General features: G+C 63.3%; 14 protein-coding genes and 1 pseudogene. 4 read left to right on the forward strand and 11 right to left on the reverse strand.

Going from position 1 to position 14644, the window contains the following annotated elements; translation table 11 throughout:
- Nucleotides 1-245, reverse strand: a pseudogene (locus VFB18_RS05645) (flagellar export protein FliJ); the annotation flags it as partial.
- Between the two features lie 462 nt (nucleotides 246-707).
- Between VFB18_RS05645 and ctrA the strand changes: the two are divergent.
- Nucleotides 708-1403 carry a response regulator transcription factor CtrA gene (ctrA, locus tag VFB18_RS05650; RefSeq protein WP_324972042.1) on the forward strand — a complete coding sequence of 232 codons (696 nt, stop codon included), beginning with the start codon at nucleotides 708-710 and terminating at the stop codon, nucleotides 1401-1403.
- Nucleotides 1404-1462: 59 nt separating this feature from the next.
- Here ctrA and VFB18_RS05655 read toward each other — a convergent pair whose 3' ends face one another.
- From VFB18_RS05655 to chpT, 6 genes are all read right to left on the reverse strand, one after another.
- Nucleotides 1463-2362 carry a CheR family methyltransferase gene (locus VFB18_RS05655; RefSeq protein WP_324972045.1) on the reverse strand — a complete coding sequence of 300 codons (900 nt, stop codon included), beginning with the start codon at nucleotides 2360-2362 and terminating at the stop codon, nucleotides 1463-1465.
- Nucleotides 2359-3498: a chemotaxis response regulator protein-glutamate methylesterase gene (locus tag VFB18_RS05660; protein WP_324972048.1), complete on the reverse strand. Its 1140-nt coding sequence runs from the start codon at nucleotides 3496-3498 to the stop codon at nucleotides 2359-2361. Before VFB18_RS05660 ends, VFB18_RS05655 begins: the two co-directional genes overlap by 4 nt.
- Before the next feature lie 35 nt (nucleotides 3499-3533).
- On the reverse strand, nucleotides 3534-3899 hold the full coding sequence (locus VFB18_RS05665; protein WP_324972050.1) for a response regulator: 366 nt from the start codon (nucleotides 3897-3899) through the stop codon (nucleotides 3534-3536).
- Between the two features lie 34 nt (nucleotides 3900-3933).
- Nucleotides 3934-4401, reverse strand: coding sequence for a chemotaxis protein CheW (locus VFB18_RS05670; RefSeq protein ID WP_324972052.1), 468 nt, complete (start codon nucleotides 4399-4401; stop codon nucleotides 3934-3936).
- Nucleotides 4398-6998 carry a chemotaxis protein CheW gene (locus tag VFB18_RS05675; protein ID WP_324972055.1) on the reverse strand — a complete coding sequence of 867 codons (2601 nt, stop codon included), beginning with the start codon at nucleotides 6996-6998 and terminating at the stop codon, nucleotides 4398-4400. Before VFB18_RS05675 ends, VFB18_RS05670 begins: the two co-directional genes overlap by 4 nt.
- A 136-nt stretch (nucleotides 6999-7134) precedes the next feature.
- Nucleotides 7135-7818: a histidine phosphotransferase ChpT gene (chpT, locus tag VFB18_RS05680; RefSeq protein ID WP_324972058.1), complete on the reverse strand. Its 684-nt coding sequence runs from the start codon at nucleotides 7816-7818 to the stop codon at nucleotides 7135-7137.
- Between the two features lie 120 nt (nucleotides 7819-7938).
- Between chpT and cysQ the strand changes: the two genes are divergently transcribed.
- The 3 genes from cysQ (at nucleotide 7939) to VFB18_RS05695 (ending at nucleotide 10977) form a co-directional block, all read left to right on the forward strand.
- Entirely contained in the window at nucleotides 7939-8751 is an 813-nt protein-coding gene (cysQ, locus tag VFB18_RS05685) for a 3'(2'),5'-bisphosphate nucleotidase CysQ (protein WP_324972061.1), read from the forward strand.
- A 199-nt stretch (nucleotides 8752-8950) separates the two neighbouring features.
- Nucleotides 8951-9703, forward strand: a complete 753-nt coding sequence (locus VFB18_RS05690) for a DUF1134 domain-containing protein (RefSeq protein ID WP_324972065.1) — start codon at nucleotides 8951-8953, stop codon at nucleotides 9701-9703.
- 140 nt (nucleotides 9704-9843) lie between these two features.
- Nucleotides 9844-10977, forward strand: a complete 1134-nt coding sequence (locus VFB18_RS05695; RefSeq protein ID WP_324972068.1) for a hypothetical protein — start codon at nucleotides 9844-9846, stop codon at nucleotides 10975-10977.
- 13 nt (nucleotides 10978-10990) lie between these two features.
- On the opposite strand, the gene VFB18_RS05700 is transcribed toward VFB18_RS05695, so the two are convergent.
- The 4 genes from VFB18_RS05700 to VFB18_RS05715 form a co-directional block, all read right to left on the reverse strand.
- Entirely contained in the window at nucleotides 10991-11740 is a 750-nt protein-coding gene (locus VFB18_RS05700) for a metallophosphoesterase family protein (protein WP_324972071.1), read from the reverse strand.
- A gap of 37 nt (nucleotides 11741-11777) precedes the next feature.
- The gene (locus VFB18_RS05705) at nucleotides 11778-12224 is read right to left on the reverse strand and encodes a hypothetical protein (protein ID WP_324972074.1); all 447 of its coding nucleotides are present in this window, start codon (nucleotides 12222-12224) and stop codon (nucleotides 11778-11780) included.
- A 71-nt stretch (nucleotides 12225-12295) separates the two neighbouring features.
- Nucleotides 12296-12724, reverse strand: coding sequence for a hypothetical protein (locus tag VFB18_RS05710; RefSeq protein WP_324972077.1), 429 nt, complete (start codon nucleotides 12722-12724; stop codon nucleotides 12296-12298).
- Nucleotides 12725-13454: 730 nt separating this feature from the next.
- Nucleotides 13455-14591, reverse strand: coding sequence for a sulfatase-like hydrolase/transferase (locus tag VFB18_RS05715; RefSeq protein WP_324972079.1), 1137 nt, complete (start codon nucleotides 14589-14591; stop codon nucleotides 13455-13457).
- Nucleotides 14592-14644 lie beyond the last annotated feature (53 nt).

Below are 14644 nucleotides of genomic sequence, written 5' to 3' on the forward strand. Positions count from 1 at the left end.
TCGAGCCCTTGCGCCGAAGCCGTCAGATTGTTGCGTCTCTGGAGTGCCGCCTTGGCGAAGGTCGGATAGGCGTAATGATTGACGTCGGAGATCCCGGCCCGCTCCTGCTCGATCGCGATCTGCCGGTCGAGATCGGCCGCCATATGGCTGAATTCGCCGATCATGGTCTCGATTTCGGCCACCTTGCGGCGCTTTTCTTCGACCTCGAAGCGCTTCAGGCGGATGACTGCGTCTCGTGACTTCATTGTGCTCATACCCTCAAACGCTACTCAGACCCCGTAACGGTGGATTCAATAATTATGCCAGGCGCATAACGCCGCAGCGGCCACGTGCTACGGCTGGCCGTGCGCCATTGGAGTGGCAGCCCGGTCCAAAGGTTCGCATGCCCGCCGGGCGCCGACGATGCCGTCCATGTGCTTGAACAGACTCGGCATTTTGCGCCTCTCGAGACGGCCAAACGCTTCCTGGACCGACCCCCCTGCCCTCGCCGCCGATCATCGCCGACAGGGCTTAAGGGGCGGTAAACCATATGGGTGGCATTTAACCGATGGAGTTAGGGGGCCGAGAAATCGAACGGTTAGCAATTCGCCTCGGGCTTAGCTTTTGTTAACTATTGACCGTTAATTTGTTGATTCGAATTAACCAAATGGGCGTCGCGTTATGGGTCAGGGGAAAAGGCCGAACTGGCTGATGACGGGGGATTAGACATGCGGGTTCTTCTGATCGAGGACGATAGCGCCACCGCGCAAAGCATCGAGCTGATGCTGCAATCCGAGGGCTTCAACGTCTATAAGACGGACCTCGGAGAAGAGGGCGTCGACCTCGGTAAGATCTACGACTACGACATTATATTGCTCGACCTTAACCTCCCCGACATGAGCGGGTACGAGGTCCTGAAAACCTTGAGGGTGAGCAAGGTGCAAACCCCGATCCTGATCCTCTCCGGTCTCGCCGGCATCGAGGACAAGGTCAGGGGTCTCGGCTTCGGCGCCGACGATTACATGACCAAACCCTTCCACAAGGACGAGCTCGTCGCCCGCATCCACGCCATCGTGCGGCGGTCGAAGGGCCACGCCCAGTCGGTGATCCAGACCGGCGGTCTCAAGGTCAATCTCGACACCAAGACCGTGGACGTTAACGGCCAGCGCGTGCATCTGACCGGCAAGGAATATCAGATGCTCGAGCTGCTCTCGCTCCGCAAAGGCACTACGCTGACCAAGGAGATGTTCTTGAACCATCTCTATGGCGGCATGGACGAGCCCGAGCTCAAGATCATCGACGTCTTCATCTGCAAGCTCAGGAAGAAGCTCGCGGCTGCTACCGGCGGGAAGCACTATATCGAGACCGTGTGGGGCCGCGGCTACGTGCTGCGCAACCCCGAAGACGAGTCCGAAGCGGCGTAAAGTCCCCTCAGAAGAAGCACTCAAATGCGGAATGGCCGGACATCCCTCCGGCCATTTTGCTATCGGGACGCGGCGTAGGCCTGCAAGAACGAGGCGGAGGATGTCTCGGCCCTTAACCGCCGCGCTTCTTCGCGGGCGCGAGCGGCCGGCGTGAAGCAGAAGATACCGTGATGGCGCTCCGGCACGGGCGCAAAATCCAAGCTTGCTCCCGTCGTCGTCTCGGCCGCGCCGAGCACGAGATAGCCATCAGGCGCGAGCTGGGCGGCCAGCCGAGCTAGAACCGCGCGCTTAACCTCGTCGTCGAGATAGAGCAGCACGTTACGGCAGAAGATGATGTCGAAACGCCCCAGCTCGCGGCAATCGTGGAGCAGGTTATGGGTTGCGAAGGCGACCCGCCGGCGGATATCGGCCCTGATCTCCCACCCCTTCTCGATCTTCTTGAAATATTTGACGAGCAGAGACACGGGCAGGCCTCTTTGCACCTCGAACTGGCTGTAGACGCCCTGGCGCGCTTTCTCCAGCGCCTCCTCGACGAAATCGGTGGCGATGATCTCGAACGTCCATCCTTGAAGCTGCGCCTCGCGCTCGGCAACCTCGATCGCGAGCGAGTAAGGCTCCTGTCCCGTCGCCGCCGCAGCGCACCAGATCCTGACATGGCGCGAGGACTGGCGCCTTGCCATCAGCCGCGGCAGCATCGCGTCGATGAAATAGTGGAACGGAACCTTGTCGCGGAAGAAGTAGGATTCCTGGATCGAAGCCGCCTGGGCGAGCCGCGCGCGCAAACGGTACGCGTCCGGCTTCAAGGCGGCAAGGGTGAAATGGGCGATCGACGGGTGCCCATAGTCCTTGAGCAGAGGCCTCAGTCTCGCCTCGAGCATGTCCTGCTTGTCCGGGCCGAGATTGAAACCGGACTGATCCTTGATGATCCTGCGCAACAGGAGAAATTCGTGCGCCTTCATGGCCGCATCCCTCGCACGAGCTTTGCCGCGGTCTCGGCGATGTCGCGTGGCGGCAGCACCGCGGCACAGGCGCCAACCGACGCCGCGGCCGCCGGCATTCCCCATACAACGCTCGACCCCTCATCCTGAGCGATCACGCTTCCGCCCGCATCGGCGATGCGCCGCGCTCCCGCCGCGCCGTCATAACCCATGCCGGTCAGCACAATGCCGAGCGCGGCCGGGCCGAACGTGTCGGCGACGCTCCTGAATAAGGGATCGACAGCAGGCCGGCAGAAATGCACCGGCGGCTCGTTGCCGATGCGCAGCAAAGGGCTCGCGTGGCGCAGGACCGTCATATGATGGCCGCCTGGGGCGATGTAGATCGTGCCGGGTCTTACCGGCTCGCCATGCTCCCCCTCCTTTGCTTCCCGGCCCGTGGCCTTGCTCAGTCTCTCGGCGAGGATGCCGGTGAACACCGGCGGCATGTGCTGGGCGATGAGCACCGGGACGAGAGACAAGGCGGGCGATAGCGCCGCAAGCACCGTGCCAAGCACCTGCGGTCCCCCGGTCGAACTTCCGATCGCGATCACGCGTGGGGGAACAAGCGAATACTCCCGGTACGAGAAGGCGACCTTCGGGCTCGTCGCGGCGGTCGCGCCCTCGCCCGGCAATTGTTGCGCCGGGGCCCCGCGAGGAGCGCGGTGCGGCCGCGTGCGGCCAAACGCCTTGACCTTGCGGATTACCTCCCCGCGAAAATCCGACGACAAGGAAAGTTGGAAGTTGGAATCGGGCTTCGGCACGTAATCGATGGCGCCAAGCGACAGGGCCTTGAAGCTGATTTCGGCGTTGCGCCTGGTGAGCGTCGAGACCATCAGCACCTTGAGGGAAGGCCGTGCCTCGAGCAGAAGCGGCAGCGCCTCCAGACCGTCCATCACCGGCATCTCAACGTCGAGCAGAACGATATCGGGGGCACTTCGCGCCACGTCGGCAACGGCCAGTTTGCCGTTGGCGTGCCGCGCGACCACATCGATGCCCGGTGTCTCTTCGAGCCAGCGCGACACCAACCCGCGCACGACCGCTGAATCGTCGACGATCATGACCCTGATGGGTCCTTCGCCCTCGGGCAGCTCGCTCGCGGCGGACGCTAACGGAGCCATGATCGCGGCTTGATAAGTCATGGTTGCGGGCGGCTTCAGATCAACCCCACTTCATGGAATTTCGCTTCGATGATATCGCGGTCGAAGGGCTTCATGATGTATTCGTTGGCCCCGGCCTTGATGGCGCGCGCGATGTGCTCGACGTCGTTCTCGGTGGTACACAAGATTACTTTGGGCTGGTTGCCGCCGCGCTCCTTGCGCAGCGCCACGAGAAAGGAGATGCCGTCCATTACCGGCATATTCCAGTCGAGCAGGACCGCGTCCGGCATGGACTTGCTGCATTGATCGAGCGCGTCGCGTCCGTTTTCCGCCTCCGCGGATGAGAAGCTGAGCTCCTCGAGAATGCGCCGTGCCACTTTTCGGATCACGGCGCTGTCGTCGACCACCAGGCAGTGTTTCATGCGTTCTTCCTCCGCGGCGTGGGCCTTCAATCGGTCAGACGGCCACGCCGAATTGATTGAAATCGAGCACCTTCTCCACATCGAGCACCACCATGAGATCGCGCTCGAGTCGGTGCACGCCGGAACAGACATGCGCCCAGCGCCGATCGAGATTGACGGGATTTGCCTCATAGGTGGATCGTTTCAGATGCAGCACATCGCCGGCACGGTCGGCAATGAGACCGTAAAGCTCGCCCCGCTGCTCCATGCCGACCGCGATCGGCGCCGCGCCGTCCTCGCGTGGCGGGAGGCCGAGCCTCCGGCGGAGATCGATCGCCGTGACGATGCGGCCGCGCAAGTTGAGGAGCCCGGCGACCTCCGGCGGCGCGAGCGGAACCTTCGATAGTCCGCGTGGCACGAACACGTCGCGCACATGCTCGAGTCGCAAGCCGAACAACTGACCTGCCGTCACCACCGTGACGTAGCCCTGGCTTGACTGGTCGAACTCTTCCATTGCACTCATGCCGCTGCCCCCCACTGTGCGCAGCATTGCGCGATCGCCTCGAGTAAAGACGGGCGGTCGAACTTGCCGACATGGCCCACAAAGCCCGCCCTCCGGCAGCGCTCGGTGAGCCGCGGGTCGGCGTGCGAGCAGAGCGCGATAAGCGGCGTCCCGCCCCACGCGGGGTCGTCCTTGAGACGCGCGGCAAGGGCGAGCCCGTCCATGCCCGGCATGTCGAGATCGCAGACGATGAGATCGAAACGCGCGCCTTTCTCCTTCACGGCGAGCGCCTCCGCGGCGGAAGCGGCCAGCGTCACCTCGTAGCCCCTCGCGGCCAGCAGCGGCTCCAACATGCTGCGGAAGAACTGGCTGTCGTCGATAAGCAGAAGCTTCGCCGTTCGTTTCTCCTCTTCGCATTTGCCGGCGAGACGCTTGCCGAGCACATGACCGAGATAGTGCGAGACGTCGATGATCTCGACCGCCTTGCCCTTGACGATTGCCGCCCCGACGATCCCGGGTGCGTCCGCTTCGAGCTCGATGGCGAGTCGCTCCTCGACGATGTCCACGATTTCGTCGACGGCGAGCCCGACATGGAGATCGCCCTCGGCGAACACCACGACAGGCTGCACGCCATCGCTGCGCGCGGCTGGAGACCCGACATAGGCGAGCGGCATGAGCGCGCCGCGATATTGGACGACGGCCTCGCCATTACACTGCTCGATGACGTCGTGCGGGATTTCCTCGAGCCTGGTGACGAGCGAAAGCGGGATGGCCTTGAGCGCCGGCGATCCGGCCCTGAACAAGAGGAGCGCCGTCTTCGCCACATCCGCGGCTTTGGCCGCGTCGACCGACGCCTGGCTCGTCTCCGCTTGCGCCTCGATCGATCCCAGGCTCGCCCCAAGCGCGTTGGGATCGATGATCATGATCACGCTTCCATCGCCGAGGATCGTATTGCCTGAGAACAGGTTCACCTGCCGCAGCAGGCTCGACATCGGCTTCACCACGATCTCCTCGGTGCGGAACACGCTGTCCACCACGACGCCGAACAATCGCGCGCCGATCTGCATCACGACGACGGTCGAGAGCGTGTGGGCGAGGCGGTCGAGCGTCTCGCTCGCGCCCTCGAGCTGCAACAGCTTCGCGAGGTCGAGCAGCGGTAGGAGCTTGTCGCGCAGCCGCAGCACGGCCGTGTCGTTGATCACCTCGACCTGATGACCCGAGGCATTGCCGGCGCGCACCAGTTCGACCACGCTGAATTGCGGGATGGCGAAGCGATGGCCCGCCGCCTCGACGATCAGCGCCGCCATGATGGCGAGCGTCAGCGGGATTTTGATGATGAACGCCGTGCCGGCGCGCGAGGTCGACTTGAGCTCGACGGTTCCGCCGATCACCTCGATATTGTTGCGCACGACGTCCATACCGACGCCGCGGCCCGAGACGCCGCTCACTGCGCTCGCCGTAGAGAATCCCGGCCGGAAAATGAACTTGAAGATGTCGTTGTCGTTCAGGCGGTCGAGTTCGGCGAGCGTGGCAAGGCCGTTCTCGTGCGCCTTGGCGCGGATCCTCTGCGCGTCGAGCCCGCGCCCGTCGTCGGCCACCTCGATGACGATGTAGCCGCCCTGCTGATAGGCGCTGAGCTTGATCCGGCCGACCTCCGGCTTGCCCGCCCTCAGCCGCTCGGCTGGCGTTTCGATGCCGTGATCCGCCGAATTGCGAATCATGTGAGTGAGCGGGTCCTTGATCATCTCAAGCACCTGCCGGTCGAGTTCGGTGTTTCCGCCCGTCATGTCGAGCTCGATCTTCTTGTCGAGCTCGAGCGAAAGCTCGCGCACGAGTCGCGGCAGCTTCTGCCAAGCATTGGCGATCGGCTGCATGCGGGCCTTCATGATGCCGTCCTGCAGCTCGGCGGTGACATTGGAGAGGCGTTGCAGAGGCACCTTGAACTCGCTGTCGCCGGTACGGCGCACGATGTCGAGCAGCTGATTGCGCGTGAGCACGAGCTCGCTCACCGTCGTCATCAGGTGTTCGAGCGTGTCGACAGAAACGCGGACCGTCTGCGCACGCGCTTGGCTATCCTTGGCGTTCCCCCCGGCAGGAGCGTCTCCCGGCCCGGGTCCTTTTGGTTGCTCGAGGTCGGGCCCCGGCGTTTCGCGCCAGGCGCGCTCGAGCTCGTCGAGGCCCGCGCCGACCGCATGAAGACCGCGGTCCTCATCGCCGAAATGAACCGGAGTCATACTGGGGTCGCCCGCAATCGCAAGCGCCTGCAGTTTGCCGATCAGCTCTGCGTCCGAGCCCCTGGGTTCGACACCATCGCGCTCGAGACCTTCGAGGATGAGCTTGATGCGGTCGATGCTTTCGAGGATGAGGCTTACGCCTTCGACGGTGACGGGAGCGCCGTCGCGATACTGCCCCATCAGCGTTTCGGCAGCGTGGGCGAGCTTGGCGAGCCGCGTCAGGCCGAGAAACCCGCACGTGCCTTTGACCGTGTGTACCAGCCGGAAAATGGTGTTGAGCATCTCGGCATTGTTCGGGTCCTGCTCGAAGCGAACCAACTCAAGGTTGAGCTGGTCGAGACCCTCGCTGGTCTCGGTCAGGAATTCACCCAAGAGCTCGTCCATGAATCGATCCCGGCGCGCGGCATGGCGCGTGCGCCCAAGCCCCCTCAAGCCACGTTTCAGGGATTGTCGGCCGACCTGGTTTACGTTCCGTTGACCAGAACGAGAAAGCGGCCTTGGGGCGACCGATTTGTAAGGCTCAGGCCGCCTTGAACACGACCTCTCCGACTGCCGCCTCCGCCATCACCGTCATGCCCGAGGCGGCCGCGACGAGCCTTGCGTAATAAGGCTGGATCGAGTGCGAATCGATCGTCACCCCATTGCCGCCAAGGAGCAGGCTCTTGACCTGGTCGGTCAGCCGCGCCGAGTCGCCCTTGGCGGTGACCGTGAAGCTAACGTCCGGCGGGGTGCCATCGATGGCGGCACTGACCACCCCGCCGCGCGGCAGCGCCACGACCCCGAGGGCTACGAGATTGAGCAGGAGCTTGACCTTGTTCTTCGGCAGGGTGACCGCAGGCCCCTGCCAGGCAAGCTGGTGCTTGCCGCTTCCCTGCACGAACTCGCGCGACACTTTCTCGGCATCGCGAAGATCGATCTCGGCTCCGGCCGATCCCGCTGCGCCGAACGCGAGCCGTGCGAATTGCAATTTGGCCGAGGCTTGGGCCGCGCTCTTGCGGATCAGGTCCATGGCCGCATCGCGCATCCCCTGGTCCTGCTCCTCGCCGAGCATCTCCAGTCCGTTGGCGATCGCCGCCACCGGGTTGATCACGTCGTGGCAAATGCGGCTCGAAACCAGCGCCGCAAGATCGAGATTGCCGATTGCCGCAGACTCGGTCATGGCCCCCTCCTTCGCCTTCCGCCCGTCGAGCGGAGTGGCCCGCATGTGAATTTCTGCTACAGGAGTGACGCGTTCCCTCGGAAAGGCTGCGCGTGCAGCGTGGGACACGACCGGGAGAGCGAATCACTTCGCGAGTATTCTGCCTTGTCAGCCTCAAGACACACAATGACCGGACAAAGCGCCCCGTTCGATTTTGCCAAGGCGGCGGCAGTCCTCACCGATACCGCCGCGCGCGCGGGTGCCGCGATCATGCGGTATTTTCACGGCGCTTCCGAGTTTACGCTCAAGGGCGATGCGAGCCCTGTGACGCTCGCCGATACGCAATCGGAGGCGATCGTCGTCGCGGCTCTCAAGCAGTTCGCGCCCGGCATTCCGATCGTCTCGGAGGAGGCTTTGGACGGGAAGCAGGGCGAGTGCGGCGAACGCTTCTTCCTCGTCGACCCGCTCGACGGCACCAAGGAGTTCATCAAAAAGCGCAGCGATTTCACCGTGAACGTCGCTCTGATCGACCATGACCGCCCGGTCTTCGGTCTCGTCTATGCCCCGGCGCGGTCTCTGCTTGCCGTGACGATCGCACCCGGCCACGCCATCGAGGCCGAGCTTCCGCCGAGCGCATCTGGCGCCGACCTCGCGGCGCTTGAGCAAAAGAAGCTCGAAGTCCGCACGGCGGACCCGGAGGGACTGACCGCGCTTGTGAGCCTTTCCCATCTCGATCCCGAGACGGAGGCCTTCCTCGCCAAGCTCAAGATCGCCAAACGGTCAGGCGCGGGCTCATCGGTCAAGTTCCTCGAGATTGCGCGTGGGCAAGCCGATGTCTATCCGCGCTTCGGCCCGACCATGGAATGGGACACGGCAGCGGGGCAGGCCGTGCTGGAAGCGGCCGGCGGCAAAGTGCTCACCACGAACGGCGAACCGCTCCGCTACGGCAAGACGAGCGCAGGCTTGCGCAACCCGAGCTTCATCGCCTGGGGCCGCTAGTCGGTGTGCTACGCTAGAGCCTGGCGCCGCAGTCCTTTTCGGCTACAACCTGGAGGAGTGGGGCCTGAGACGATTCGCCTTTCCGGCCGGACAAAGATCCTCAGGGAACGGCAAATCAACGGTTCGTTAGCCACAGCTTGCTAACACTTTATTCAAATCGCCTGTTCCCTTGGACCGCTTGAACGCCAAAGGGCGCGTCATGAAATTCGTGTTGCGTTCCATTGCCTTGCTTTCGGCCCTATCCGCGGCTCCGGTCGCGGCGCTTGCCGGAGACCAACCCGAGTCAAAGGGCGCTGCCCTGACAGTGGCTCAGGCCGACGGGCCCATGGTCATCACCCCTCAGCCCTCACCCAACGGCGGCTATGCTCCTAGCGCCTCGGCGCCCCCTGGCTACAACGGGGTCCCGGAGAGCAATGCGGCCCCCGGAACGCCTTACCGTCCTTACACCGCGCCTGAGACTCAGGGCAGCGGCACCTACACGCTGGAAGAGATCAAGGACGCCGGAGGCCGGTTTTTCGGCAAGGTTTCAATGGGTTTTGCCCGTGTCGTAGAATATGCCTTCCACCGCGCCGGCCGTCCCAACGGCTATATCTTGGGAGAGGAAGCCGGCGGCGCGTTCATTGCCGGCCTGCGCTATGGCGAAGGCACGCTGTACACCAAGGATGCCGGCAGCTTTAAGGTCTATTGGCAGGGGCCATCGCTCGGCTACGATTTCGGAGCTGACGGCTCGAAGACCATGGTGCTCGTGTACAATCTCCAGAGTCCGGGCGAAATTTTCGATACCTTTGCGGGGGTTGACGGATCGGCCTATTTCATCGGCGGGGTGGGCATTACCTTCCTCGGAGGCGACCATGTGACGCTCGCTCCCATCAGCTCGGGCGTAGGGTTAAGGCTGGGCGCCAACGTCGGCTACCTGAAATATACCCGCGAGCCCACCTGGAATCCGTTCTAGATTGACGCTAATGAAGCGTCGCGGATGAAGTCCGGGTATTGCCGCGCCGCAAAAAGGGCACCAAGTTACGCTTAGGCTCAGCGGATGCGCATCGCCTTTGGGCGACGCCAAGGGGCGATGCTGAGGAGCGCTGAATTTCGATGATCGAGTGGCTGATGTTCGGAGCGCTTGGCTTCCTTCTGGGATGCCTGCTTGCGCTCATGCTCGCCCCTCCCCTGTGGAATCGCGCCGTCAAGCTCACCACCCGCAGGCTAGAAGCGACCATGCCGATGTCGCTCGTCGACATCCAGGCCGACAAGGACCAGCTTCGCGCCGAATTCGCCATCGAGATCCGCAAGGTCGAGGTCGCTCTCGACAAGGCCAAGGAGAAGGCCGCGCGCGAGCTGATCGAGGCAAACAAGCGCCGGGTCGAGATTCAGATGCTCAAGACCGAACTGGACAACGCAAGATCTAAGCTCCAGGAGGGCGAGAACGCCAATCGAGTCCTGCAGCAGACCATCAAGCGTCGCCTGCCCGACCTCGATAGCCGGTTGAAGTCCGCCAAGAAGGCGCTCGCCGAGCTCGAGGCGGTGAATGCCGAGCTGCGCAACACCGTGGCCTCTCAGTCTGAGGCACTCAAGACCGCGCGCAGCACACTGCACAACCAGCGCGCCGACATCGAGCGCCTGCGCGTCGCGCTCGAGGCGGGCGGCGTGCGCGGTTCGGGCAAGGTTGATGCGCGCGCCGTCAACGAAAGCCAGAAGCTCGCCGCCGAGCTGTCGCGCACGCGAGAGGAACTCGATCGCGCGCGGACGAGCGCCGAGGAATTCGCCTTCCTGCGCCGCGAGATGACGCGGCTTGCCCAGCACATTCTTGCCGCCGCGCGCGCGCAAGGAACCGCCGTGCCGCAGCAGCGCATGGTGATGGAGGTGGCGCAAGCCTTCCCTCAATTCGGCGGTCTCGCCCCCGACGAGCCGCACGAAGCAGAACCCGCGCGTCACACGGCGAATGGGAGCGGAAACGGCGCCCGCCACGACGAACAGGCGATGGCAGAAGAGCCGCCGGCGCAGGCCGTCGTCGTTGCCGAATACACTGAAATCTCGGCGCGAGCGGATGAGAAGGCGCCGGGTGAAGGGTCGCAAAGCGATGACGAGGCCGAAGCCGCACCCCAGCGCGCCTCGATCGCCCAGCGCTTCGCCGCGCGGAGAGAGCGCCGCCGCTCCGGAGGAGCAGGCTCAGGCGGAAGCCTAAGGGACCGGCTCCGCGGCCTCGTCGCCGAACAGCCCAAGACCTGATCGCTCAAGCAACCTACGTTTGCAGGAAGCGCCTCGAATTGCCCTGGAGGCGTAGCGCCGTCAGCCTTCCCGTGAAGCACGCGCCGGTGTCGATGCCGATGCGGTTTGACCGCGTGTCCGGCTCCCTTGCCGGCGTATGGCCATGCACAATGATCTTACCGAACGAGCCCGTGTGATCGAGGAACGGTTCCCGGATCCAGATGAGATCAGCCTCGCGTTGTGCTGACAGGGGCACGCCGGGTCTCAGGCCCGCATGCACGAACAGATAATCCCCGGCCGGAAAAATGAGTTCGAGTCTCTTGAAGAAGGCGAGATGCGCCGCCGGCAGGGCATCCCTAAACGCGCTTCGCCAATCCTCCTCACTCGCGCGCGAGTCGGCGAGCCCACTGACATCGACCCCGTACGAGGCCATGGTCGCCTCGCCTCCGTTAATCAACCAATGCTCGAGCGGCGTGGCGCCATAGAGAAATCCGAGCAGCAGCGCCTCGTGATTGCCCTTGAGGAAATTCGCGTCGAATCGTTCGGGCAGCTCTTTAAGCAGCATGTCGATCACGCCCTTGCTGTCCGGCCCTCGGTCGACGTAATCGCCGAGGAAGACCAGCGTCCGCCTCTCGACGCCGGTCGCCGAGGCGGCGTCGGCGGCAATGGCCTCGAGCAGCTGCCGCAAAACATCGGACCTGCCGTGGATATCGCCGACCGCGTAGAGCAACTGCCCCTCCGGCAGCGATGGATGATGCAGGCGATCCTGGGCTGTCACAGACATGGCGCCACTGTAGAGCAAACGACGGGTGGCGCGCGCGTTATGTGTTCTCGGATTTGCCCGTGAGCTCGTGATAGAGCCGGGCCGGAAGGCCGAACACCGTCGTCACGCAATCGATCTTGATTCCGATGAACAGGACCATCTCTCCGTTGCGGAGCTGATCGTCCTCGGTGATGACATAGAGCTCGTCGATATTGAGCGGAGGAAGCCCTTTGGCTGCCGCCGCGCGGCTCTCGAACGCCTTGAGATCCGAGCCGGTGAGGTAGTCGTACTTGGCATGCACCTGTTTGATCGCGGCGAGAATCTCGCTCTCGGGCTTGCAGGCGACCGGCTGCGAGACGGGTCCTTCACCGTTGTAATAGGTCGTGCCGTGCTCCTGGACGAGAGGGCCGAGCCTCTTCGAATAGGCGCTGAAGGCCGCAAAGCCGATGAGAGCAACGGCCAGCGTGAATCCAGCCAGGATTTTCGACCAGAGTGGCATCGTCATGCATCCGCGTGCGACGACCCGTTCCTGTCGCTAGCGCCTAGTCTGGACGCTTTCCCGCCTTCGCGCCAGAGCTAGATCGCACTGTCCGTCTCGCAAACCACAGTATCTCTATGGCTGCACTCGGGAAGCTTGTAGCCGATCACGGTGCCGGTTTTGAGGTCCACGATGGGCGCCGGGCAGCCGACCCGCCACACCCTCCAAGGTGTGTTCCGGTGCGCCTGGTCCCAACTGGTCGCAAGCTGGATGCCGGCTCGCGCGCACTGCCCGCTCTCGGAAAAGTCGGGATTGAGCGGCGGGGCCGGATCGTCGGCGGCGCTGAGCTGCTGGCCTTCAGCCGGATCGTAGAGCTGAACCTCGTTCCTCCGGCAGGTCATCATCGAGTTCTCGGTCGCCCACTCGAGGTTCTGCGCGCCGGTCATGTCGGCATTCTGGTCGGGAGCGCCGGCGATGGCGACCTTGCACACGATGAGGACGAGAACGGGAGGGATGTGCACGGTCATGGCTATGCCCTCCTCTGGAGCGAGCCGGACCGATCGGTTTCCGTGTCGAACTCTGATTTCAGGGGTGGGGCCGTCGGCGGCTGCCTGACGGCTTGGGCGGCAAGCACGAAGCTCGCCAGTGCTGCCAGCCCGAGGTGTATCAGCATCGATAGGGCCTCCTATGCGAGTTGCCAAACCAGCAACGCTACGGAACCCAGTCCTGGATGGACTGGACTATTGCCCTTGACGCATCCTCCTATGTTGCAACGCGAAAAGAGAGATCTCTTTCCCCCGGACTCGGGCGGCGCCTGATTACGCCTCAAACGTCGCTGGTCCGTATCAACAGGCGGCTAAGTTCCTGTGCTTGCCTCTCAATTTCCGTTCCAATCGGATCTGGCAGGACGTACGGAAACGACCAAGCCATCTCACGCAACTAATGTTGCATCGCAAAATATGATTCGCAAGACATACACAGGGTAGGCCGATTGATACCAATGGGCTAGAGCAGGGGGGCAACACACGTAAGACTTTTGGCAGGCAAAGCGCCAAATGGGGGTCGATTTTGCTTATTTTGGTGGCAAATCGGCAATTGCACCCCTGTTAGGCACCCCAGTTTGGCGGTCCTATTTCCGGCCCACTGCGGCTTTTAAGGCGGACTTTGGGCCGATTTGTCGCACCTTACGCCGAAAAGGCGCACGCCCGGGACAACGAGGGCGGCGCTAAGGCCGCCCTCGCCCGACCTCACCCCAGGCTACCGATAGATCGGCGGGATGTCCTCGTACGCGCCCGCCCCGAACGGTTTGTAGGGGATATTCGGATGCGTCTTGAGCTCGTCCCAGAACTGGGTCTGGACCGGGGTGATGTAGAGCCCGATCCAACCATTGTCCTGGCCCGAATAGCGCCCGGGTGAGGATTTGAAGTCGCCGCGTGTGGGCGCGGCTCCGTTGAACACGATGTCGTATTGCTCACCCGGATCCCACCACAGGTCGTAGAGCGCGGGGATCTTCAGGAACTGGTCCTGACCGAGCCAGGTATCCTTGGCGGTGTAGAGCGCCTTGAAGTTCTTTACGCGAATGCCGCCGAAGCTCTGGTCGTTGAAATAGATGAAATAGTCGCGCTTGCCGGGACCCATGCCGAGCAGCGAGTCGCCCAAGTCGATGCCGTCGAAGATGATCGGCTTGCCCTCGTTGTCCTTCCAATCGTGCGGCGGAGGCTCGAGACCCGCGAGCTTGCCGAAGGTCGGCCACCAGTCCATGTGCGACCACATATCGGTATTGACCGTGCCGGGTTTGATGTGGCCCGGCCACCAGGCGATTGCCGGCACCCGGAAGCCGCCCTCGAAGGATGAGCCCTTCATGCCGCGAAACGGCGTGTAGCCGGCGTCGGGCCAAGCATCGACCCAGGCGCCGTTGTCGGTGGTCCACACCACGAGCGTGTTTTCGGCGAGCCCCAGGTCGCGGATCGCCTGCACCACCTGGCCCGAATTGTCATCGAGCTCCATGAGAGCGTCGAGATAATTGCCGCCGCCTGGCGACTTGCCCTTGAAGCGGGGCGACGGGTTGTTCGGGTTATGCACCTTGAGGAAGCAGAGATACATGAAGAAGGGATTGGCGTCTTTGGCGTGGGTCTTGAGCCAATCGACGGCGTGCTCGCGCATGATGTCGTCGCCGGTCGCAAGATCGGCGTAGGTGAATTCCTTCTTCACCGCCACGGGCTCCTGCCCGGCCTTCCCGTTCCATTGCGCCAGGTCGACTTGCGACCACAGCTTCATGAAGGCGGGGTCGTTGCTCGGGAAGTCGGGCCGATACCGGAGAATCCCGCCTATGCCTACCGGCGTCAGCCGTCTAATATTCGGCAGGGCAAGCAAAATCCCGAACCGCTGCGTCATGGCAAAGATATCAGTGCGCCATGTTTAGGAATTTGAGCACCAGTACCAAGCTG

This window comes from Methyloceanibacter sp. (assembly GCF_035650995.1).
Lineage (GTDB): Bacteria > Pseudomonadota > Alphaproteobacteria > Rhizobiales > Methyloligellaceae > Methyloceanibacter.